Genomic DNA, 21,374 nt, shown 5'->3' with positions numbered 1-21,374 from the left:
TTTTCATGAAAAAGATCCCTCCTTCATATGTACAACGTAATCAAAAATTACTAGTTTTATTATACATTAACATTCCCAACGAGTGAAAGAATTTCCCTAAGGTTTGTCATTTTGTCAAAATTTTTTAACTCATTTTCAAATATTAAGCTAATCAAAAATCATCTTTAAGGACATCCTCGCATAAATTGTATTAATCTGGTGCTCAAACCAACGATGGAGGAGGTCCCTGATGGATATTTTGAAAAAAATCGAAAAGCATAGAGAAATGGAAGAGCGCTTAAAATGGGAAGGCACCTTCGCTGAATATTTGGAAATATTAAAAGAAAAACCATGGATAGCCCAATCCGCCCACTCTCGCGTTTATAATATGATAAAAGATGCAGGGATTGAGGAGATTAATGGCCGAAAACGATATAAATTTTTCAACCAGGAAATTTTCGGACTGGACGAAGCATTGGAACGGCTTGTGGAAGAATATTTTCATCCCGCTGCTAAGCGGCTGGATGTAAGAAAAAGAATTCTGTTGTTAATGGGTCCTGTCAGCGGCGGAAAATCTACACTTGTCACTTTGTTAAAAAGGGGATTAGAAGAATATTCGAAAACCGATAGAGGTGCAGTTTATGCAATTAAAGGCTGCCCGATGCATGAAGATCCTTTGCACTTAATTCCGCACCATCTTCGCGATGACTTTTATAAAGAATACGGCATTCGAATTGAAGGCAATTTATCTCCACTTAATATGATGCGCCTTGAAGAAGAATACGGCGGAAGAATTGAGGATGTTTTAGTTGAACGAATTTTTTTCTCAGAAGACAAACGGGTAGGAATCGGCACATTCAGTCCGTCTGATCCAAAATCGCAGGATATTGCCGATTTAACGGGAAGTATAGATTTTTCTACAATTGCTGAATACGGCTCAGAATCCGATCCGAGGGCTTATCGATTTGATGGAGAGCTTAACAAGGCAAACAGAGGAATGATGGAGTTTCAAGAGATGTTGAAATGTGATGAAAAATTTTTATGGCATCTGCTATCTCTAACTCAGGAAGGAAATTTTAAAGCGGGCCGATTCGCGCTCATTTCAGCTGATGAGCTCATAGTCGCTCACACGAATGAAACAGAATATCGTTCATTTATTTCAAACAAAAAAAATGAGGCTCTCCATTCGCGAATTATCGTCATGCCGATCCCGTATAATTTAAAGGTCTCCGATGAAGAAAGAATTTACGAAAAAATGATTAAAGAAAGCGATGTATCCGATGTTCATATCGCTCCTCATACATTGAGAGTAGCGGCAATGTTTACTATTTTAACCCGTTTAAAGGAGCCGAAGAGATCGGATATCGATCTTGTGAAAAAGATGCGGCTTTACGACGGAGAATTGGTTGAAGGGTTTAATGCTGTAGATGTGGAAGAGCTAAAAAAAGAATATCCGGAAGAAGGAATGAGCGGCATCGATCCTCGTTACGTCATCAATCGGATTTCTTCTACCATTATTCGGAAAGAAGTGCCTTCTATCAATGCGTTAGATGTACTTCGTTCGTTAAAAGAAGGTTTATATCAGCATCCTTCGATTTCAGAAGAAGACCGTGAGCGTTATTTGAATTTCATTTCCATCGCGCGGAAAGAATACGATGAAATTGCGAAAAAAGAGGTTCAAAAGGCGTTTGTCTATTCATATGAAGAATCAGCAAAAACTTTAATGGACAACTATTTAGATAATGTTGAAGCGTATTGCAATAAAAGCAAAATCCGCGATCCGCTGACAGGCGAGGAAATGAATCCGGATGAAAAATTGATGCGTTCGATTGAGGAGCAAATCGGCATCTCAGAAAATGCAAAAAAAGCTTTCCGAGAAGAAATTTTGATTCGCATTTCAGCATATGCAAGAAAAGGGAAACGTTTTGACTACAATTCCCATGAGCGGTTGCGCGAAGCTATTCAAAAAAAATTGTTTGCAGATTTGAAGGACGTTGTGAAAATTACAACGTCAACTAAAACGCCTGACGAACAGCAATTAAAGAAAATTAACGAGGTTGTAGCGAGACTCATTGATGAATATGGATACAATTCGACATCTGCCAATGAACTTCTTCGCTATGTAGGCAGCTTGCTAAATCGTTGACAATTGAAGCTGGCTTCATTCATGATTCGCCCAATGGGCGCTATTTTTTTCAAAATTTCCAATCAAAAAAGGTGTGCAATAGCTGTTTTTTATAACAGCATGTCAATTATGGAAGATTCAAGCATATGATAGAATAATCTCTTATTTTTCAAACAAACCCATTCGTATGAATATAATAAAAGAATTGCCAAGTTTTTTAAGGGAGGGAAAAAAATGACATCCAAAGGGAACCATCACTTTGTTGTTTCTAGAGAGGATTGGTCCCTCCATCGTAAAGGCCATGATGACCAAGTTCGCCATCAAGAAAAAGTGCAAGAAGCGATTCGCAATAATCTCCCTGATCTTATTTCAGAAGAAAGCATCATCATGTCAAACGGAAAAAATGTAGTAAAAATTCCGATACGGTCGCTTGATGAATATAAAATTCGATATAACTATGACAAAAACAAACATGTCGGCCAAGGAGAGGGAGACAGTAAAATTGGCGATGTCGTTGCGAGGGATGGCAGCAATGATGCACAAGCAGCTGGGAAAGGTGAAGGCGCTGGAGATTTGCCTGGAGAGGACTATTATGAAGCTGAAGTGTCGATTATGGACTTGGAAAAAGCGTTCTTTCAGGAACTTGAACTTCCAGATTTACAGCAAAAGGAAATGGATGTGAATATTGCTGAAAAAATAGAATTTAACGATGTTCGCCGTACAGGCCTTATGGGAAACATTGATAAAAAACGGACAATGCTTTCGGCATTTAAACGAAATGCGATGGCAGGAAAACGAAGTTTTTATCCGATATATCCGGAAGATTTGAAATTTAAAACTTGGAACGAAGTGGAAAAACCAGAGTCAAAAGCTGTTGTGCTTGCAATGATGGATACGAGCGGTTCTATGGGAATATGGGAAAAATACATGGCGAGAAGTTTCTTCTTTTGGATGATTAGATTTTTAAGATCGAAATACGAAACGGTAGATATTGAATTTATTGCCCATCATACGGAGGCAAAGGTTGTCACTGAGGATGAATTTTTTTCAAAAGGTGAAAGCGGAGGCACTATATGTTCTTCTGCCTATCGAAAAGCATTAGCACTTATTGAAGATAAATACTCGCCTTCCCGGTACAATATTTATCCATTCCATTTTTCCGATGGAGATAATTTAACTTCAGACAACAGCCGATGCGTGAAGCTTGTGGAAGAACTGATGAAAATTTGCAACATCTTTTGTTACGGCGAGGTCAACCAGTACAACAGATACTCCACCTTAATGTCTGCTTATAAAAACATCAACAATCCAAAATTCCGCTATTTTGTGTTAAAGCAAAAAGCAGATGTGTTTCATGCGATGAAAACTTTTTTTAAAAAACAAGAAAGTAAAACCAGCTAAATGTGAAAAGGGGCCTGACATAGGTCCCTTCTTTTGTTTTGCAGTTTCTAGTAACAGCTGTTCAAAAAGATTTTTTGAAGGAAAAATTTCAGCAGATTCATTTGAATGTTGGAGAGAAGATAAGCACGAAGATTTTCACAGTCCCTTTCAACCAAAAAAATTTCCTCCTGCGCTAGACAGGTTATTTTACTGTCTAACGCAAGAGGAAAGATCAATTCGCTAATTTATTCATATTGTTCGCAAAAGGTATTTTTGTACGGCTACTGATTCTACTGTTCAGAGTTCTGGCCTTTTTCTTTTTCTATTGGTTTATAGTAGAGCTTTTGCGCAAGTAATGTTTGCAGAATAAGGAATGATCCGCTCACTGTCCAGTAAAGAGGCAAGGCAGCGGGTGAAGCAAAAGAAGCTGTTCCTATCATTAGCGGCGACAGCATTCCCATCATTTTCATCGGTCCTTGCAATTGATCTTCAGGTACCGTTCTAATGGAAACTTTAAATTGCACATAATAAATAGCTGCAGCACAAAGCGTCAAAATAAGGTCAGGTGTTCCGAGATTAAACCATAAAAATGAATGTGTTGCAATTTCTTTCGAACCGCGAATGGCATAATACAGCCCCATGATGATCGGCATTTGAATAATAATGGGAAGGCAGCCCATTTTCAATGGATTGATGTCGTGCTTTCGATAGAAATCCATCATTTCCTTTTGAATTTTTTGTTGTTCTGCTTGATCCTTCGCCTTTTTAAACCTTTCTTGCAGCTCCTTCATCTCCGGCATGACTTTCTCCATTTTCAATTTCATATTTTGCTGGTCTTTATATTGGCGAAGCATTAACGGCATAAGAATCAACCGAATCAAGACCGTAATTAAAATAATCGCGATTCCATAGCTGCCGTGAAACCAGTCCGCAAAAGTTTTAATAATAATTGAAAAAGGTTCAACGAATGTTTGATGGAAAAAGCCTGATTGATTTGAGCTGCCAGCGCTGCATCCAGTTAGTGCAACAAAAGTGATCATGACTACGATATACAAAATATTTCGCATCTTTTTCCTCCTTATAAATAAACAAAATGTGTCTCCAACAGGGAAGGAAAAAGATGATCCTCCATATCGTCCGGTCCCTCTTTCCGCTTTCTTTTCTTTATAAGAAATGAAAGAAAAAGGAAAGTGAAATACGGGATCTCTCTTGAAATGCTGTCAAAAAAGCTGTTTTTGAACTGTTCAAATTTCGCTTTGGCAGAAATTTGATAACCAGTACGGACATAACGATGAAAAAAGTTTAGCCCGATCTGTATGCAGATCTGCAGTGAAAGGGCGATGATTAATGTATCAAAAGTCAGCTCTAGTTCGGGCACAAGAGTCACCTCAATAGCAATTATAAAGATATTGTATCGTGAACAAGCCTAATTGTCATTTCTTTATGAAAAAACATTTTAATGTAAACTTAAATAAATTTTAGGTTTACAAAAATCGTTATTTCAACTATTATGTGATTATAAAATTTTTTCGAAAGTCCTGCGGTAATATGTCAAGGTGAAAAATCATAGAAATTGGAAATTCCCTTGTCCGATGATCCGAAAAAAGGCAATACTGAAGAAACCCAGTATTAGTACATGTAATAAACTGGGTCTAAAGGTTGATATTGGTATACCAGATCGATCCTCTTATCGATCTTCCCCCTTTCTTGGCGTGTAGATTTGACCGTTGCGTAGCAGCGCATCGATCACACGCACGAGTTTTCTAGCGGTGAGGACGAGGGCTCGTTTATGTTGGTGTTTGGGCACTTCCTCATACTTCTTCCGGTAGTACGCACGAAACGTCGCATCATGCCGTTGTACCGAGTTGGCAGCCTCCACTAGGTAGTAACGGAGATAGCGATTGCCGGAACGAATGAGGGAGGTGTCCTCGGCTTGAAAACGGCCCGATTGGTGCTTGGACCATGTCAAGCCGGCATATTTTGCCAAGGCGGCCTGATTGTGAAACCGCTCGATTTGCCCGATTTCGGCCAGGATGCCTGCGGTATAAACCGGTCCGATGCCTGGGATGGTTTGCAGTGTGTTCGGAATGCCTTCAAGATGGCGGGTAATGGCTTTATCGAGCTCTTTGAGCTGCGATTGCAGGCTGCGGATTGATTGAATCGACAGCCCTAACAGCAAGTCGATGGAATCCTCGACACACTTGGACAACCGATACGACGAACGGGCCGCCTTTTGAATCGACTTGGCGATGCATTCCGGATCGGCAAAGCGATTGCGCCCTTTTTGGCGCAGGAAGTCGGCCAACTGCTTGACATCCATTTGGCAGATGTCATCGAGGCTCCACGACTCAAGCAGCAGTTCGAGAATGGCATGTCCGAAGATCGAACTGTCCACCTCTTGGGTAAAGGAACTGCATTTGTAAAACAAGTGCTGGAGAAAATACTGTTTCTCACGGGTTAACTGGTGGACGAGATGATATCGCATGCGTGTCAGTCGCTGAAGCGCGAGAAACTGCTCCTTGAGGACAGCCGTCATCTTCAGACGGCCGAAGCGAAGCCGATCCGCAATGATCCAAGCATCGATGTCATCCGTTTTCTCCAAGTCGACATAGGCTTCTTTAAACTTGCGAATGAGCTTTGGATTGATCGTAAACACCTTGACGTTCCAAGCCTGCAAGGCCTCCTGCTGGTGGAAAAACATAGCTGGATGCCAACTGTAGACCGAGGTGGCTTCCATCCCGATCAGAATTTCGGTTGGCTTTCGCTTGTTAGCCCACAGGAGGATTTGATCCCGAAGGAAGGTGGCGCCCAGAAGATGATTATCCACTTTGAAGCGTGCGCACGTATTTCCTTCATGATCCATAATGCAGGTGGCTAAGTCGCGTGAGCTCACGTCGATCCCGACGTAGAGTTTCATGAGATCACCTCCTATTGTTGTAGGATCGAGGGGTAGGACTCTTCGGGATGCCCCCGGATCGCGCCTGTTGACCAGTCACCCTCGCATATGAGAACTCACGTTGGACCATGGGCTGCCCTGGAAGCTGCTCCTTCCAGCATGGGGAAAACCAACGGGAACAGCCTGCGGGTTAGACGTCCAAACAGGGGCCGGGGAGACAGACTTTACAAGTAGTCGAAGCTACAGGAGTGAGAAGAGTATCCCCGATGATCCTAAGACCATTATCCAGGAACATTGCGAAAAGTCCAACCCCGGTACGCTGAACCCTTTGTGGGAGGGGCGCGCCCCTCCCACAAAGGTAACCACCCAAGATATGCGATTGTCAAGGAGCGTATCGGACTGGAAATTCGATAAAAAAACTTTCTGAAACTTAGTATACGAGGAGTTATTTATATGAAGTTATATGATATGGTATTAGTATCAATGTTCGCGGCTGTTGTTGCTGTGCTCGGCCTCATACCGCCGATTGCGCTTCCGTTCACGCCAGTGCCAATCACCGCTCAAACATTGGGTGTGATGCTGGCAGGGGCAATATTAGGATCCAAACGAGGATTTATCAGTTTATTGTTGTTTGTATTACTTGTAGGAGCCGGAGCACCGATTCTTGCTGGCGGAAGAGGCGGGCTGGCAGTATTATTTGGTCCGAGCGGTGGATATATTTTATCTTGGCCTTTTGCATCCTTTATAATCGGTTTTTTAGTTGAAAAGAATTTTGAAAAATTAGCATTTTGGAAAGTGTTAGTATTTAATATAATTGGAGGCATTTTATTTGTTTATTTATGCGGCATTTCTTATTTGTCTTGGATTGCCAATATGAATTGGATAAGTGCGAGCATATCGGCGTTGGCTTATATTCCAGGAGATTTAACAAAAGCGGTGATTTCAGCATTTTTGGCAGTAAGAATTCAAAAATCGTATCCATTGATTAAAGCTCGTAATAAACAGGCTGCTTAAGGGGTGAGCTGATGGGGATCGGGAGAAACATTAGCCAATTTGCATACGAACATCCTCAAAAACCGGCAATTCAACAAATAAATGGACGGACGGTTACATATTATGAACTGTACGAAAATATAAAAAAAATACAAACAGCTTTCATTCGATTGACAAACAAAAAAAATATAAAAGTTGGCATATTAATGGGAAACACTTCAGAATTTTTAGAAGTGTTTTTTGCCGTTATTACACTTGGCGGGATTGCTGTTCCTTTTGATCCAAAATGGAAAAAGCGCGATATCCGGCATGTATTGGAAAGCTGCCAGCTGGATATATGCATTGGAAGCCGCAATTTTTTGGACAGGACCGGAATAAAGCATGAGAACGTCATGTTAATTGATGAAATAAAAAAAGATGTCCAAACGGATCATCACGAGAAGTGGGAAGAGTTTGATGAAGAATTGTTTTATCTCGGCTTTACTTCAGGTTCAACTGGAAAACCGAAAGGATATATGAGAAATCATAAATCCTGGCTGGAAAGCTTTAATGTAGGAGAACAAATTTTTGGATATGGAAAAAATGATGTCATCATTGCTCCCGGCCCTTTATGTCATTCGTTGTCCTTGTTTGCGGCTGTTCACGCCTTACATATCGGGGCGACTTTTTATTTGCTCCCGGCTTTTTCTCAAAAGGAAACATTCAATATTTTGTTAAAGAGAGAGGCAACTGTATTTTATGGCGTTCCAACGATGATTCAAGCTTTGCTTCAAATGATGAAAAATGAAGAGAAATGCATAATGAACAATGTAACAATCATTTCGTCTGGTGCAAAGCTTTCTTATGAAGCTAGAAAGCAGTTAAAAGAAAAGTTTCCGAACGGACAGTTGTTTGAGTTTTATGGCGCATCGGAATTAAGCTTTGTCAGTTATGTCGATGATGAAATTTTTAAAATAGCGCCAAAAAGTGTCGGCATTCCTTTTCCAGGTGTGGAAGTAGCAATCAGAAAAAAAGATGGGTCGGAAGCATCCTTTAATGAAGTTGGGGAAGTAGTCGTACGCAGCAATTTATTATTTTCAGGGTATTTCAACAACCCGATTGAAACAAAAAATGTATTGAAGGATGACGGCGCATCAATTGGTGATTTAGGGTACTTAGACGAGAACGGTTTTCTAACGATCGTTGGACGCGAGAAAAATATGTTCATCAGCGGCGGTTTAAATATTTATCCGGAAGAAATTGAAAAAGTTTTGAAGGAACGGGATGAGGTTGAGGAAGCGGTTGTTATCGGAGTAGAGGACGATTATTGGGGGCAGAAGCCGGTTGCATTTATTAAATGGAAAGAGAAAGCTCAGCATAGAAGCTTCAATGCATTAAAGCGCTATTGCCGATCTGAGCTCCCGTTATATAAATGCCCGCGAACGTTTTATGAAGTGGACGAGTTCCCTTATACATCCAGCGGAAAGATTGCGCGAAAAGAACTTGAATTCATTGTGAAAGGGGAAGAAAAATGACGATCCCTGTCATTGTTATGGCAAAAAGAACGCCTATTGGAAAAATGGGGGGAATGTTTAAAAACGTCCGCCCTGAACAACTGGCTGCTGCAGTCATCAAAGCGATTGTAGACGAGAGCGGAATCGATCCGCAGGAAATTGATGAAGTTATTTTAGGAAATGCGGTCGGTCCAGGAGGAAATATCGCTAGACTCTCACTCCTTTTAGCGGGGCTTCCCGATCAAGTTCCGGGTATTACTGTTGATCGCCAATGCGGATCAGGATTGGAAGCGGTGAATCTCGCTTGCCGGCTTGTCCAATCAGGAGCCGGCGACATTTATATTGCCGGAGGAGTCGAAAGTACAAGCCTTGCCCCTTGGAGAATTGAAAAACCTTTATCTTTATATGAAATGAAGCCACCTAAGATCTATACGAGAGCACGGTTTTCGCCGGAGTCGTTCGGTGATCCTGAAATGGGGGAAGCGGCGGAAAATGTTGCGGAAGCGTTTCAAATTTCAAGGGAAGAGCAGGACTTGTTTGCATACAGCAGCCATCAAAAAGCGGTTCAAGCGATGGAGAATGACAGATTCAGCAGTGAAATTGTCCCTGTAAATGGCATGGATCGTGATGAATGTCCAAGGAAAAGGTTGAGCTTGGAAAGGCTTCGTGCCATGAAGCCGATATTTAAAGAAAATGGCACAGTCACTGTTGGCAATTCTTGTCCATTGAATGACGGGGCTTGTGCCGTCCTTGTCATGTCTGAAAAAAAATGCCGAGAGCTTGGGCTTCTGCCCGTTCTGAAATTTGTCGATTGTACAAGTGCAGGTGTCGATCCGAACCTTTTAGGCATTGGTCCTGTTCCAGCAGTGCAACAGCTGCTGAAACGAACCGGCTTCCAAATGGAGGATATCGATTTAATCGAATTTAATGAAGCTTTTGCCTCTCAAGTATTGGCTTCTGTTAAGCAATTAAACATCCCATTGGAAAAGCTGAATGTGGGAGGAGGGGCTATTGCCATCGGACATCCTTATGGTGCTTCAGGCGCTATTCTTGTTGCAAGGCTTTGCACAGAAATGAAAAGATTGAGAGGCAAACGGGCAATCGCAACATTAGGAATCGCAGGTGGTCTGGGCCTCGCTACATTGTTTGAATTGTATGACGCATAAAACAAATCATTGGAAAGCGCGTTTTCGAAGCAGCTTTCCAATATCCTTTCATTCGGCCAGACAAGTGGAAATAATCGCTTATCAGCGATGAATGGAATAGCTAAGCCTCAATCATCATTGCGAGCGGTATTTGTTTGATTGAGGCGAGCTAAAAGTATAAAAAACGTGCATATATTATTTTTCAGCGCTTCAGGCAAAGCGTTATGATTTGGAGCGTCGGAATCGAAAAAAATACCAAATGATGATTGCAGCAAATACAAGAACGGCGATCACAGCATAAATGATTTTTGAATAAATGTCTATGTATTCGGTAATGAGAGGCCAAGCTTCTCCTAATCCCGCGCCAACCGATACGAGAAATATATTCCATACGAGAGAACCGATCGTAGTGAAAATCAAAAATAAAACGAAATTCATGTTGGACATTCCAGCAGGAATGGAAATTAAGCTTCGCAATAACGGAATAACTCGGCAAAATAACACAGTCCATATGCCGTAACGGTCAAACCAATTGTCTGCTTTATGTATATCCTCTTTTGAAATTTTCAATATGTATCCCCAACGGTCAACAATTTTTTCCAACCTCTCAACATCTAGCAACAGACCGACGCCGTATAAAATGATTGCACCGACAACGGAGCCGCAAGTTGCCGCCAAAATAACTCCTGGAACTGTCAAGTTCGAATAAGTGGTCATAAAACCGCCAAAAGGAAGGACAATTTCGGACGGAATCGGTGGAAAAATGTTTTCTAGCGCAATAATTAAAAAAATTCCGAGGTAGCCATATTGCTCCATAAATTCTGTAATCCAGTTTTCCATTCAAGTTCCTCCTAATAAAGAACAAATTCTCTATATATTATACTAAAGAAATTGTCCAAAAAATGATCAAAAATAAAATCTAGCCAATTGACTGGATGTCCCTAAAGAAGTATATAAAGCTGATAAAGTACAAGTAGAACGGTGGACACAATGAAAATGTTTTTGGCTACTATTTGTTTTTTCTGTTTGTCGATGATTTTCAATTCTTTTTTATTTACTTTCGAGTGATTGGCTGCAATCCATTGTTTTACTTCCCATTTGTTTTGACAGGTCGCTAAATACGTTTCTCCATTTTTTCCAGTTGCATGAATAATAAAACGGCAAGTTTTTTTTGTACTCAAATAGTATTCCCAACCTTTTCAAAAAAAGATTTAGATTACTGTTATTTTATCAATTTCCAACTAACTTTCAACCTTATTTTATAATTATTTTCCATTTCAAAAATTATGAAAAATGAAAGGGGATTCATTATTTTCTGTCGTGCATGAAGTTTAACAAGAACTTTCATACTAAAAGTAACATCGTCTGGAGGTAGTTTTATGAATTCACTGATTATTTACGCCCATCCAAATCCAAACAGTTTTAATTACGCGATCTTGCAGACTACTGTACAAAAACTTCAGCAAAAGCAGCATGAAATTAGAATTCGGGATTTATATGAAATGAACTTTAATCCTGTCTTAAAAGAGGATTACTTTACAAAACACAATCCAGCCGTATCCAAAGCGATACAAGAAGAGCAAATGCATTTTTCGTGGGCAAAACAATTAATTTTTATTTATCCGACATGGTGGAACGGCATGCCCGCTATTTTAAAAGGATATATCGAAAAAATATTCACGAATGGCTTCGCTTTTACGTTTACGGATGAAGGGGCAAAAGGGCTTTTGCAAAATAAAAGAGCGATTATTTTTCAAACAACATCTCATCCGGAAAATTATTTAAAGCCGTATCAGTTAATTGCATCAATGGAGACAATCGTTGATGTCGGTATTTTAAATTTTTGCGGGATTGAAACAATCACTCATAAGTTTTTTTATTCGGTTCCTTATGTCGATGAAAATACGAAAAAGGCGATGCTAAAGGAAGTGGAAGATATTGTTGAAATGATTTAATTTTTTCGAAATATTCACTTTTTGACAGGGATCATGCATAATAGAAGTGATGCACCAAAACTAGAAAGGGAGTGGAGTTGGTTGGTCAAAAGCTTGCAAGATACGGTGACTTTACATAATGGTGTTAAAATGCCGTGGTTTGGTTTAGGCGTATATAAAGTCAATGAAGGGGAAGAAGTGATTCAAGCTGTAAAATCAGCAATTAAAGCGGGCTACCGCAGCATAGATACGGCGGCATATTATAAAAATGAAGAGGGAGTCGGAATTGCGATAAAAGAATCGGGAATACCGAGAGAAGAACTATTTATCACAACAAAAGTTTGGAATGACGATCAAGGCTACGACTCTACATTAAAAGCGTTTGATGACAGCCTAAATCGATTAGGATTAGACTATTTGGATCTATATTTAATCCACTGGCCAGTTTCAGGAAAATATAAAGAAACATGGAAGGCATTAGAACGGTTGTATAAAGACGGAAGAGTTCGGGCGATTGGAGTCTGCAACTTCCATGTTCACCATTTAGAGGATTTATTGCAAAGTGCGGAGATTAAACCGATGGTTAATCAGGTGGAATTTCATCCAAGATTAACACAGGAGGAACTTAGAAAATATTGCAAAGAGCAAAACATTCAATTTGAAGCTTGGTCCCCGCTTATGAGAGGTGGGCTTCTCGATAATGAAACTTTAGCCGAGATTGCTGAAAAATACAATAAAACGATCGCACAGGTGATTCTCCGTTGGGATCTTCAACATGAGGTCGTGACAATTCCAAAATCGACAAAAGAGCATCGAATTATTGAAAATGCTTCTATTTTCGATTTTGAACTATCTCAAGAAGATATGGAAAAAATCGATTCCCTCAATAAAAATGAGCGGATAGGTCCTGATCCTGATACTTTTTAAAAGGTAAGAAATAAGAAATCGGTAATACTACAAGCCTTTCCTATATGCTGTTCAGCAGCTTTTGAAAGGTGAAAAAATGCTTCAGCTTCAATGGAAATACATTTGTGAGCTTGAAGAAGAAATATGTTTGGAAATCTTTCCGGATAAATTGATTATTTTGCGATAGTGATTTGCAAATCATTCATCATTTTGCTGGAGCCAAGCGTATGAAGACGATTTATTGCAGTATGAACAAAATTTCTAAATATTGGAGATACGGATATTCTGTCCGCTTTTCCTGTTAAGATTGACAAAATTTGATTATTCAAAAAGCCGCTTTTGAAATAAAAGCGGCTTTAACTTTCTTGTGCAAGTTTTTGTTTTTCTCCGACAGACAATTGTTCCATATTGCCAAGCAAGCATTTACAGCTTCCATGTTTGTCATGAAAAGACAGGTTTTCCTTATTTTGATTTTGTCCAATTTTCCAGCGCTTCTCGAAAAACGCTTTTTTCCTGTGAACCGACGATACGATCGGCTTCTTTTCCGTTTACATAATGGACAAGCGTTGGAGTTGCATCAATTTTATACTCATCCCAGCCCTCTTCAAACTCAAGAAGGTTGTATTGGTAGATATCCACATTTAATTCTTTTGCCAAAGGCATTAAGATCGGTGTTGTGTTTTTACAGTGCGGGCAGGTAGAACTGAAAAAATAGACAATGACATCTTCTTGATTATTTAATTTTGTTTCTAGCTCATCCGGAAGTATGATGTTTTGATAATTTGGATCATCCAGCAGCTTGACGGTTTCAGGATGCAGGCTCGACTTTTTGTACGGATTTCCTTCCGCCTTTTGCTTATTTTGCAAATTTGTTACAATTGCCAGTGCCGCGAACAGTACAATAATGATTCCGCCGAATATAAGCAGTTTTTTCATATAATTTGGCGAGAAGACCCCGTAATTTTAAAAATTTTGGGGAAAGTATCGCCGTTATTCACTCCTTTCGTTCCTTTGCACTAAAAAATGTAAACCGATTTTCATAAATGACGGGAATGACGGCAACCGCAAAAAATAAATGTTTATCTTTCTAAGACCTCATGAACTTGCCGGATTGCGATTAAGTCTTAATATGGGTAAAAAAACATAATTGAAAGCTATAAATCCAAAGGTTTTGTTTGCTGGTCTATAGAATTTGCATCATTCGCCTCTTGAAAAATCTGAAAATAACGGAAACGTTATCCTTTCTGCCGTAAAATGAAAAAGCTTGTGAGGAAAATAATTGAAAAGCCAATTAAAGCCAAGAAAGGAATTGTAACGAATCCAAACCAATTAATGTAGTCGCTTGTACAAGGAACTCTTCCGCATGCGAGGCTATGTTCCCCCAAAAAAGGAATTTTTTGTATAGAATAATGGTAAATGGAAATCATGCCTCCCATAATGGACAAAGTTAAGGAATAGCTTGCAATTTTGTAATCCTTTTTTACTACAGCTATTCCAAGTATAACAACGAGCGGGTACATAAATATCCTTTGAAACCAGCACAATTTACATGGTTCGAAATGCATGATCTCAGAAAAATACAGGCTTCCTAAGGTAGAAATTAAAGAAGCGATCCAGCCTATCAACAGCAAATTGTCTTTTCGCTTATCATCCATCCAACTAACCTCTCTGTTTTCTTTCTAAAGGCATTATAATACATTTCCCCTGAATTAAAAATGATTTTGCGATGAAATCAATAAAACATCAGCTAAGAATTATTATCATTCATAAATTTTTACATATTGTTCAAACTATCAACGAAAGGAGTGAGACTATGGATAAAATTCGCGATATCATGTCTTCTAATGTCATTTCCGTTTCATCAAATCAAACTGTTCAGGAAGCTGCTCAGTTAATGAGACAGCATAATGTTGGTGCGATCCCTGTTGCAGATAATGGACAATTAAAAGGAATTATTACAGACCGTGATATTACGCTTCGCTCAACAGCTCAGGGCAAAAACGAAAGCACAACCGTTGCAGAAGTTATGTCGACAAACCCTGTATGCTGTAGTCCAGACGCGAGTCTGCAAGAAGCTGCCCAAATCATGGCACAAAATCAAATTCGCCGGTTGCCTGTAGTGGAAAATAATCAAGTTGTCGGCATGGTCGCATTAGGAGATTTAGCAACAAATAAGACTTCTGATGAAGCGGCAGGAGAAGCATTAACAAACATTTCTGAAAAAGATCTTCAATAACCCCTCTTGCAATCCCGGGATGGGAGTGCCTTGCTGAAAAAAGAGCGTCCGTTTGGCGCTCTTTTTTCCGTTCAGTGGCAAAGAGCTTTGTCGCTCGGTTTGTTTTTTTTCAAATGATACAAATAATACATAAATTTATAAATAACTCGAGAAATGGAAAGACGATCATTTGCGAAAAATATGTAAAAGCTGTTTCGAATAGTTCTAAAAATAGGGATGATCATCTCATTTCCATAAAATTTGTGATAAAATATTTCAGGAGAGAAAAAGAAGGGGAACTGGAGGGGTGTTAAGTTATGGCGAAATGGAAAGAAAATTATCAACGATGGATATCGAAAGAAGATATAGATCAAGAGCTAAAACAGCAATTACTAGAAAAAGCAGACAATGAACTCGAATTAGAGGACTGCTTTTATAAAAGCTTAGAGTTTGGTACAGGAGGAATGCGGGGAGAAATTGGCCCAGGCACAAATCGGATGAACATTTATACAATCCGCAAGGCTTCTGAGGGATTGGCAAGATATATTGAATCTTTTGGAGAAGAAGCCAAAAGACGCGGCGTGGTAATTGCTTACGATTCCCGCCACAAATCGCCGCAATTTGCTATGGAAGCGGCAAAAACTATCGCAACGCATGGTATTCAAACTTATGTATTTGATGAATTAAGGCCAACTCCTGAATTATCTTTTGCTGTCCGTTATTTAAACGCATTTTCAGGTGTTGTAATAACGGCAAGCCATAACCCGCCGGAATATAATGGATTTAAAGTTTACGGAGAGGATGGAGGTCAGATTCCTCCAAAAATAGCTGATGAAATCATCAAAAAAGTGAATGAAGTTGAAAATGAATTAGAAGTTGCTGTTGAAAATGAAGATATTTTAAAACAAAAAGGCTTGATTAAAATCATTGGAGCGGAAATAGACGAAGCATATAATGAAAAGATCAAAACGATTTCACTGAATCCTAATTTGGCAAAAGAAGTAGATGTAAAGGTCGTTTTTACGCCGCTTCATGGTACAGCCAATAAACCGGTTCGACGAGCTCTTCAATCATTAGGCTATCAAAATGTAACCGTCGTCAAAGAGCAGGAGCTTCCAGATCCAAATTTTTCGACAGTGGCTTCGCCGAATCCTGAGGAGCATGCAGCGTTTGAGCTAGCGATAAGAGAAGGGAAACGCATTGATGCTGATATTTTAATCGGAACTGACCCTGATGCTGACCGTTTAGGAGTTGCTGTCAAAAATGACAAAGGCGAATACATTGTGTTAACAGGAAACCAAACGGGTGCGATTTTGCTCAACTATATCCTTTCTGAGAAAAAGAAAAAAGGATTGCTGCCTGAAAATGGCGTTGTTCTAAAAACGATTGTTACGTCGGAAATAGGCCGCGCAATAGCGGAGGAATATGGACTAAAAACAATTGATACGCTTACCGGGTTTAAATTTATCGGGGAAAAAATTAAAGAATTTGAACAAACGAAACAATACAAATTTCAATTCGGTTATGAGGAAAGCTACGGATATTTAATTGGCGATTTTGCCAGAGACAAAGATGCCGTTCAAGCGGCCGTTTTAGCTGTTGAAGTATGTGCATTTTATAAGAAAAAAGGGCTCACACTTTATGACGGATTAATGGAAATTTTTAATCGATACGGGTATTACAGAGAAGGGTTAAAATCGTTAACCTTAAAAGGTAAGGACGGAGCAGAACAGATTAAGCGAATTTTAGAATCTTTCCGCCAAAATCCGCTTGCTGAAATTGCAGGTAAAACGGTTACGATTATCGAGGATTATTTAACAAGTGAACGTACATTGCTTCAATCGAACAAAAAGGAAACAATTGATTTGCCAAAATCAAATGTATTGAAATATTTCCTTGAAGACGGATCTTGGTTCTGTTTGCGGCCTTCGGGAACCGAGCCGAAAGTGAAATTTTATTTTGCTGTTCAGGCCGATTCACTGAATAATAGTGAAAAGGCATTGGAAGAATTAATAAATGCCGTAATGGAAAAAGTAAATGATATTCTGACAGTTAAAAAAGCTTAACTCCATTTCGATTGAGATCCCTTCAGTCTGTCCAATAAGTCTTAAAAATAAGAGCGAGGGAGAAAAACAAGACGTTTTTCCACCCTCGCTTTTTCGTTTACGCTCTTAAAAAAGCGGGCTAAGTCCCGAGTTTTGGCAAAGTTGATAGCCGATTATAGCAGCGGATCAATAGCCATGAAAAAAGGCTCCTGAAAAAACGGGCTTTCGGCAAAAACGATCGCCGCTTTCAGCATTGAAGCAATAACTTAAACGACTAAAACAGAAAGAAAAAGCAACCCCATTTTTCAGAAATAACTTTTCTGAAAAAAGGTTGCTTAAACTATTGAGTCACCTTTCTGGAAACTATTTCAGCGCGATTTCCGGTTCAACCTCTGTTACGTTTTCTAATGCATGGTCAATATAACGAAGTAAAGCATATAGTTTATGCTCAATAATTTGATAATCGTGTTCAAAATTATAAGCGTGTAAAAAATGCTCAATTTTTTTGGAAAGAAAATCGTCGTTTGTGCGCACCATTAAAATAATCAAATTGTCCCATTGCGAACGGTGCGTGTAATATAATGCTTTGTCGTAATCCATTTTATTCATAATAAACATCCCTCCCTAAAAGGAGTTATGTTTATTGTATGAATAAATCGGTTTTTTGTACCGTTGCAAATGTTGGACATAACAACAGCCGTTTCTTTCAAAACAAATGTATAAATGCCTCATTCAAAAAACGAAAGACCATTTAAGGCTTTTTTCTACTTCACATTAAACAAATGCTTCAATTCGTTTTGATTTATGATTAAATCAGCGAGTGTGTACTGATCCAGCACTTGTAAATAAGCTTGCAAGGCTTGCTGGAAAACATGGCGCAGCCTGCAGGCGGATGTGATCACACATTCGCTGTTTTTTTCATTAAAACATTCGACAAGATGGAAATCTTCTTCAGTTTTTCTGACCACATCGCCAATATTTATTTCGGATGCAGGACGTGCTAAACGGAAACCGCCATTTCGTCCTCGAATCGTTTCAATATACCCGTTTTTCCCAAGCTGGTAAATGACCTTCATTAAATGGTTTTTTGAAATGCCGTACACATCCGCAATTTCTTTAATATTGGATAATTCCTCTCGGTTTTTCGTGCCAATGTAAATGAGCACACGGAGCGAATAGTCAGTATAGTTTGTAAGACGCATTGGCCTCCCTCTCTTTGTCCGTACTAGCTCCATTATACACTGATGGATAATTTAGGTTCAAAAATGTGACATCTTTTCAAAAGATGTATTTAAAATATTGCTTTTAAGACGAAGATCAACTATTTTAAAGATATATATAAAATACATCTTTTTTTCAAAACAAAGGAGTGCAAATTTATGTTATCCGAACGTACTATTGAAATTATAAAGTCCACCGTGCCAGTTTTAGCTAAGCAAGGAACAGAAATCACAAGTCATTTTTATAAACGAATGCTTTCCAATCATCCGGAGTTATTAAATATTTTTAATCATACAAACCAACAGAAAGGAAGACAGCAAACAGCGCTAGCAACCACACTTTATGCTGCTGCCGAGCGCATTGATCAATTGGAGACGATTTTGCCAGCTGTGAAGCAAATTGCTCATAAACACAGAAGCTTAGGGGTTAAAAAAGAACACTATCCAATTGTCGGCGAAAATTTATTAGCAGCTATGAAAGAAGTGTTAGGCGATTTAGCAACAGATGAAATTATTTCTGCGTGGGAAGAAGCTTATAACGAAATTGCAAACGTATTTATCGAATTGGAGCAACGAATGTATGCTGACGCTGAAAATATGGAAGGTGGCTGGAAAGACTTTAAGCCGTTTGTTGTTGTAGATAAAGTAAAAGAAAGCTCTGTTATTACATCGTTTTACCTAAAACCGAAAGATAATGCTGTATTGCCATCATTCCTGCCCGGACAATATGTTACCGTAAAAGTAAAAATAGACGGCCATCAATATTTGCTGAATCGTCAATACAGCTTATCAGACGCTCCTGGCAAAGAATATTTTCGAATTTCTGTTAAACGTGAGGCAGAACCGGATCAACCAAAAGGGGTCGTATCGAATTACCTGCACGATGATGTTCAAATTGGAGATGAGCTTAATATTAGCGTGCCTGCTGGCGATTTTACATTGGATGTCACGCAAAACTCGCCGGTTGTTTTCATCAGCGGCGGTGTTGGAGTAACGCCAATTATGAGCATGCTGAATACAATAGCAAAAGAAAATCCTTCTAGACCGGTTCGTTTTGTTCACTCTGCTAAAAATGAAGATGTTCATGCTTTTCGTTTGGAAGTAAAAGAGTTAATGAACAGGTTGCCAAATGGAACATCCTTTATTTGTTATACGGAGCCGTCACGTCAAGAAAGCGCCAATCATACAGGTTATATGACTAAAGACATTCTTAAGCAATTCTTATCTGAAAATGCAGATTATTTTATTTGCGGCCCTGTGCCATTTATGAAAGCAGTCATTAATTATTTAAAGGAGCTGGGGGTTGCTTCCGAAAATATTCATTACGAATTTTTTGGCCCAGCTTTACAAATTGCGCAGCCTGAAGGTTCGACCATTTAATGTAGTTTTTCCAAAAAAGTTTTTAATATTTGGTGCCGTGAGAAGGCACCATTTTTTTATAAGATTGTGTATTTTTGAACAGGAATGTCTCCCTTTTTAGCTTTTCGTTTGGTGACAGGCAGTTCAAGATGTGAAATGGAAATAGTGCAATCTGACACAACGTTCAAAATGTTTTTCATCATCTCCCGTTTGTTTTCATAAATTGTTGTAAGGAAAAAGAAGGGGGATGAACAATGAACAAGGAGGATCATAAAGTTCTTCAATATGCAATTGAAGAAATAACAGAAATCGCAAAGGGGTTTGGCCTTGATTTTTATCCGATGAGATATGAAATTTGTCCAGCTGATATTATTTATACATTTGGTGCATATGGGATGCCGACTCGTTTCTCCCATTGGAGCTTTGGAAAGCAATTTTATAAAATGAAGCTCCATTATGATTTAGGTCTTAGTAAAATTTATGAACTGGTGATTAACTCAAATCCTTGTTATGCCTTTTTGCTTGATACTAATTCTCTTATTCAAAATAAACTAATTGTTGCACATGTCCTCGCGCATTGTGATTTTTTTAAAAACAATATTCGCTTTAGTAATACGAAACGGGATATGGTCGAAAGCATGGCGGCAACAGCGGAAAGAATCAAGAAATATGAACTTTTATATGGAAAAAGAGAAGTGGAAAAATTTTTAGACGCGGTTTTATCCATCCAAGAACATATTGATCCGTCTTTAGTTCGGACAAAACTTTCTTGGAGCTTGGATGATGTTGATGAGGAAGAAGAGCTTAAGACATACAAAACACCGTATGATGATCTCTGGTCTTTAGGAGAAAAAAAAGAAAAAAGTGAACAGACAATCAAGAAAAAGAAAAAATTCCCTCCCAAACCGGAGAAAGACGTGCTTTTGTTTATCGAAGAGTATAGCCGGGAGCTTGAAGACTGGCAGCGTGATATTTTAACAATGATGAGAGAGGAAATGCTTTACTTTTGGCCTCAGCTTGAAACAAAAATAATGAATGAAGGCTGGGCGACGTATTGGCACCAGCGGATCATGAGAGAGCTGGATTTGACCTCTGATGAAGCAATTGAATATGCTAAATTAAATGCGGGTGTCGTACAGCCGTCAAGAACGAGCATTAACCCTTATTATTTAGGTTTAAAAATATTTGAGGATATCGAAGAAAGGTATAACAATCCGACCGAGGAAATGAAAAAGCGGGGAATTCAACCCGGTTCGGGCAGGGAAAAGCTGTTTGAGGTGCGGGAAATTGAATCGGATATTTCATTTCTTCGCAACTATTTAACAAAAGATCTTGTTATGCGGGAAGACATGTACTTATTTCAAAAACAAGGCAAAGACTATAAAATTGTTGATAAAGATTGGGAAAAAGTGCGGGATCAGCTCGTAAGCATGAGGGTGAATGGCGGTTTTCCGTACATTACGGTAATGGATGGGGATTATATGAAAAACGGCGAACTATATTTAAAACATTGGTATGAAGGGATTGAACTTGATATTAAGTACCTTGAAAAGGTGCTTCCATACATTTATCAGCTTTGGGGGAGAGGTGTCCATTTAGAAACGATTATTGAGGATAAACCTGTTTTATTTAATTTTGACGGCCGGAATGTCCATCGAAAATATTTGTAATGATGGGGCTGTCC

20 protein-coding genes are annotated in these 21,374 nt (G+C 39.1%); 11 read left to right on the top strand and 9 right to left on the bottom strand.

Going from position 1 to position 21,374, the window contains the following annotated elements; all coding sequences use genetic code 11:
- Window positions 1-229: 229 nt before the first annotated feature.
- Together NSU19_RS15320 and yhbH are read left to right on the top strand one after the other, a co-directional pair.
- Window positions 230-2,125 (top strand): PrkA family serine protein kinase, encoded by a 1,896-nt coding sequence (locus NSU19_RS15320; protein ID WP_063387245.1) that lies wholly within the window; start codon window positions 230-232, stop codon window positions 2,123-2,125.
- A 213-nt stretch (window positions 2,126-2,338) separates the two neighbouring features.
- Window positions 2,339-3,505 carry a sporulation protein YhbH gene (gene yhbH, locus NSU19_RS15315; protein WP_339197200.1) on the top strand — a complete coding sequence of 389 codons (1,167 nt, stop codon included), beginning with the start codon at window positions 2,339-2,341 and terminating at the stop codon, window positions 3,503-3,505.
- Between the two features lie 269 nt (window positions 3,506-3,774).
- Here the strand turns inward: yhbH and yidC are convergent, their stop codons facing one another.
- The 3 genes from yidC to NSU19_RS15300 form a co-directional block, all read right to left on the bottom strand.
- Window positions 3,775-4,551, bottom strand: a complete 777-nt coding sequence (gene yidC / locus NSU19_RS15310) for a membrane protein insertase YidC (RefSeq protein WP_327848602.1) — start codon at window positions 4,549-4,551, stop codon at window positions 3,775-3,777.
- 11 nt (window positions 4,552-4,562) lie between these two features.
- The gene (locus NSU19_RS15305) at window positions 4,563-4,862 is read right to left on the bottom strand and encodes a hypothetical protein (protein WP_339197197.1); all 300 of its coding nucleotides are present in this window, start codon (window positions 4,860-4,862) and stop codon (window positions 4,563-4,565) included.
- 309 nt (window positions 4,863-5,171) lie between these two features.
- The gene (locus NSU19_RS15300) at window positions 5,172-6,401 is read right to left on the bottom strand and encodes an IS110 family transposase (protein WP_027725928.1); all 1,230 of its coding nucleotides are present in this window, start codon (window positions 6,399-6,401) and stop codon (window positions 5,172-5,174) included.
- Window positions 6,402-6,833: 432 nt separating this feature from the next.
- On the opposite strand from NSU19_RS15300, the gene NSU19_RS15295 reads away from it, so the two are divergent.
- Genes NSU19_RS15295 through NSU19_RS15285 form a run of 3 tightly spaced genes read left to right on the top strand, consistent with a single transcriptional unit; the run spans window position 6,834 to window position 10,032 of the window.
- Window positions 6,834-7,394, top strand: coding sequence for a biotin transporter BioY (locus tag NSU19_RS15295; protein ID WP_094244590.1), 561 nt, complete (start codon window positions 6,834-6,836; stop codon window positions 7,392-7,394).
- An 11-nt stretch (window positions 7,395-7,405) separates the two neighbouring features.
- The gene (locus tag NSU19_RS15290) at window positions 7,406-8,887 is read left to right on the top strand and encodes an AMP-binding protein (RefSeq protein ID WP_339197195.1); all 1,482 of its coding nucleotides are present in this window, start codon (window positions 7,406-7,408) and stop codon (window positions 8,885-8,887) included.
- A complete protein-coding gene (locus tag NSU19_RS15285; protein ID WP_130156496.1) occupies window positions 8,884-10,032 on the top strand; it encodes a thiolase family protein in 1,149 nt (382 codons plus the stop codon). The genes NSU19_RS15290 and NSU19_RS15285 overlap by 4 nt, the downstream gene beginning before the upstream one ends.
- A gap of 201 nt (window positions 10,033-10,233) precedes the next feature.
- Here the strand turns inward: NSU19_RS15285 and NSU19_RS15280 are convergent, their stop codons facing one another.
- Together NSU19_RS15280 and NSU19_RS15275 are read right to left on the bottom strand one after the other, a co-directional pair.
- Window positions 10,234-10,851 carry a DedA family protein gene (locus tag NSU19_RS15280; RefSeq protein WP_117016936.1) on the bottom strand — a complete coding sequence of 206 codons (618 nt, stop codon included), beginning with the start codon at window positions 10,849-10,851 and terminating at the stop codon, window positions 10,234-10,236.
- 101 nt (window positions 10,852-10,952) lie between these two features.
- The gene (locus NSU19_RS15275) at window positions 10,953-11,192 is read right to left on the bottom strand and encodes a hypothetical protein (protein WP_339193259.1); all 240 of its coding nucleotides are present in this window, start codon (window positions 11,190-11,192) and stop codon (window positions 10,953-10,955) included.
- Between the two features lie 198 nt (window positions 11,193-11,390).
- Between NSU19_RS15275 and NSU19_RS15270 the strand changes: the two genes are divergently transcribed.
- Together NSU19_RS15270 and NSU19_RS15265 are read left to right on the top strand one after the other, a co-directional pair.
- Window positions 11,391-11,966, top strand: coding sequence for an NAD(P)H-dependent oxidoreductase (locus NSU19_RS15270; protein WP_327848599.1), 576 nt, complete (start codon window positions 11,391-11,393; stop codon window positions 11,964-11,966).
- Window positions 11,967-12,047: 81 nt separating this feature from the next.
- Window positions 12,048-12,872 carry an aldo/keto reductase gene (locus tag NSU19_RS15265; protein WP_094244595.1) on the top strand — a complete coding sequence of 275 codons (825 nt, stop codon included), beginning with the start codon at window positions 12,048-12,050 and terminating at the stop codon, window positions 12,870-12,872.
- Between the two features lie 441 nt (window positions 12,873-13,313).
- On the opposite strand, the gene NSU19_RS15260 is transcribed toward NSU19_RS15265, so the two are convergent.
- Window positions 13,314-13,787 (bottom strand): thioredoxin family protein, encoded by a 474-nt coding sequence (locus NSU19_RS15260; RefSeq protein WP_063387256.1) that lies wholly within the window; start codon window positions 13,785-13,787, stop codon window positions 13,314-13,316.
- Window positions 13,788-14,086: 299 nt separating this feature from the next.
- Entirely contained in the window at window positions 14,087-14,506 is a 420-nt protein-coding gene (locus NSU19_RS15255) for a disulfide oxidoreductase (protein WP_063387257.1), read from the bottom strand.
- Between the two features lie 158 nt (window positions 14,507-14,664).
- On the opposite strand from NSU19_RS15255, the gene NSU19_RS15250 reads away from it, so the two are divergent.
- Together NSU19_RS15250 and NSU19_RS15245 are read left to right on the top strand one after the other, a co-directional pair.
- Window positions 14,665-15,087 carry a CBS domain-containing protein gene (locus NSU19_RS15250; RefSeq protein ID WP_063387258.1) on the top strand — a complete coding sequence of 141 codons (423 nt, stop codon included), beginning with the start codon at window positions 14,665-14,667 and terminating at the stop codon, window positions 15,085-15,087.
- A gap of 296 nt (window positions 15,088-15,383) precedes the next feature.
- Entirely contained in the window at window positions 15,384-17,132 is a 1,749-nt protein-coding gene (locus tag NSU19_RS15245) for a phospho-sugar mutase (RefSeq protein WP_063387260.1), read from the top strand.
- A 342-nt stretch (window positions 17,133-17,474) separates the two neighbouring features.
- Here NSU19_RS15245 and NSU19_RS15240 read toward each other — a convergent pair whose 3' ends face one another.
- Window positions 17,475-17,720 carry a YhdB family protein gene (locus NSU19_RS15240; RefSeq protein ID WP_063387261.1) on the bottom strand — a complete coding sequence of 82 codons (246 nt, stop codon included), beginning with the start codon at window positions 17,718-17,720 and terminating at the stop codon, window positions 17,475-17,477.
- A gap of 155 nt (window positions 17,721-17,875) precedes the next feature.
- On the bottom strand, window positions 17,876-18,313 hold the full coding sequence (locus NSU19_RS15235) for an Rrf2 family transcriptional regulator (protein WP_063387262.1): 438 nt from the start codon (window positions 18,311-18,313) through the stop codon (window positions 17,876-17,878).
- Window positions 18,314-18,490: 177 nt separating this feature from the next.
- On the opposite strand from NSU19_RS15235, the gene hmpA reads away from it, so the two are divergent.
- Both hmpA and NSU19_RS15225 read left to right on the top strand, forming a co-directional pair.
- The gene (gene hmpA / locus NSU19_RS15230; protein ID WP_130156492.1) at window positions 18,491-19,711 is read left to right on the top strand and encodes an NO-inducible flavohemoprotein; all 1,221 of its coding nucleotides are present in this window, start codon (window positions 18,491-18,493) and stop codon (window positions 19,709-19,711) included.
- Between the two features lie 233 nt (window positions 19,712-19,944).
- The gene (locus NSU19_RS15225) at window positions 19,945-21,360 is read left to right on the top strand and encodes a SpoVR family protein (protein WP_063387264.1); all 1,416 of its coding nucleotides are present in this window, start codon (window positions 19,945-19,947) and stop codon (window positions 21,358-21,360) included.
- The last annotated feature ends 14 nt before the right edge of the window (window positions 21,361-21,374 follow it).

The sequence above is a fragment of the Aeribacillus sp. FSL k6-2211 genome (genome assembly GCF_037966125.1).
Taxonomy (GTDB): Bacteria; Bacillota; Bacilli; order Bacillales; family Aeribacillaceae; genus Aeribacillus; species Aeribacillus composti.
Note: the sequence above shows the minus strand (reverse complement) of the source record. Positions and strands in the feature narration are given on the sequence as shown.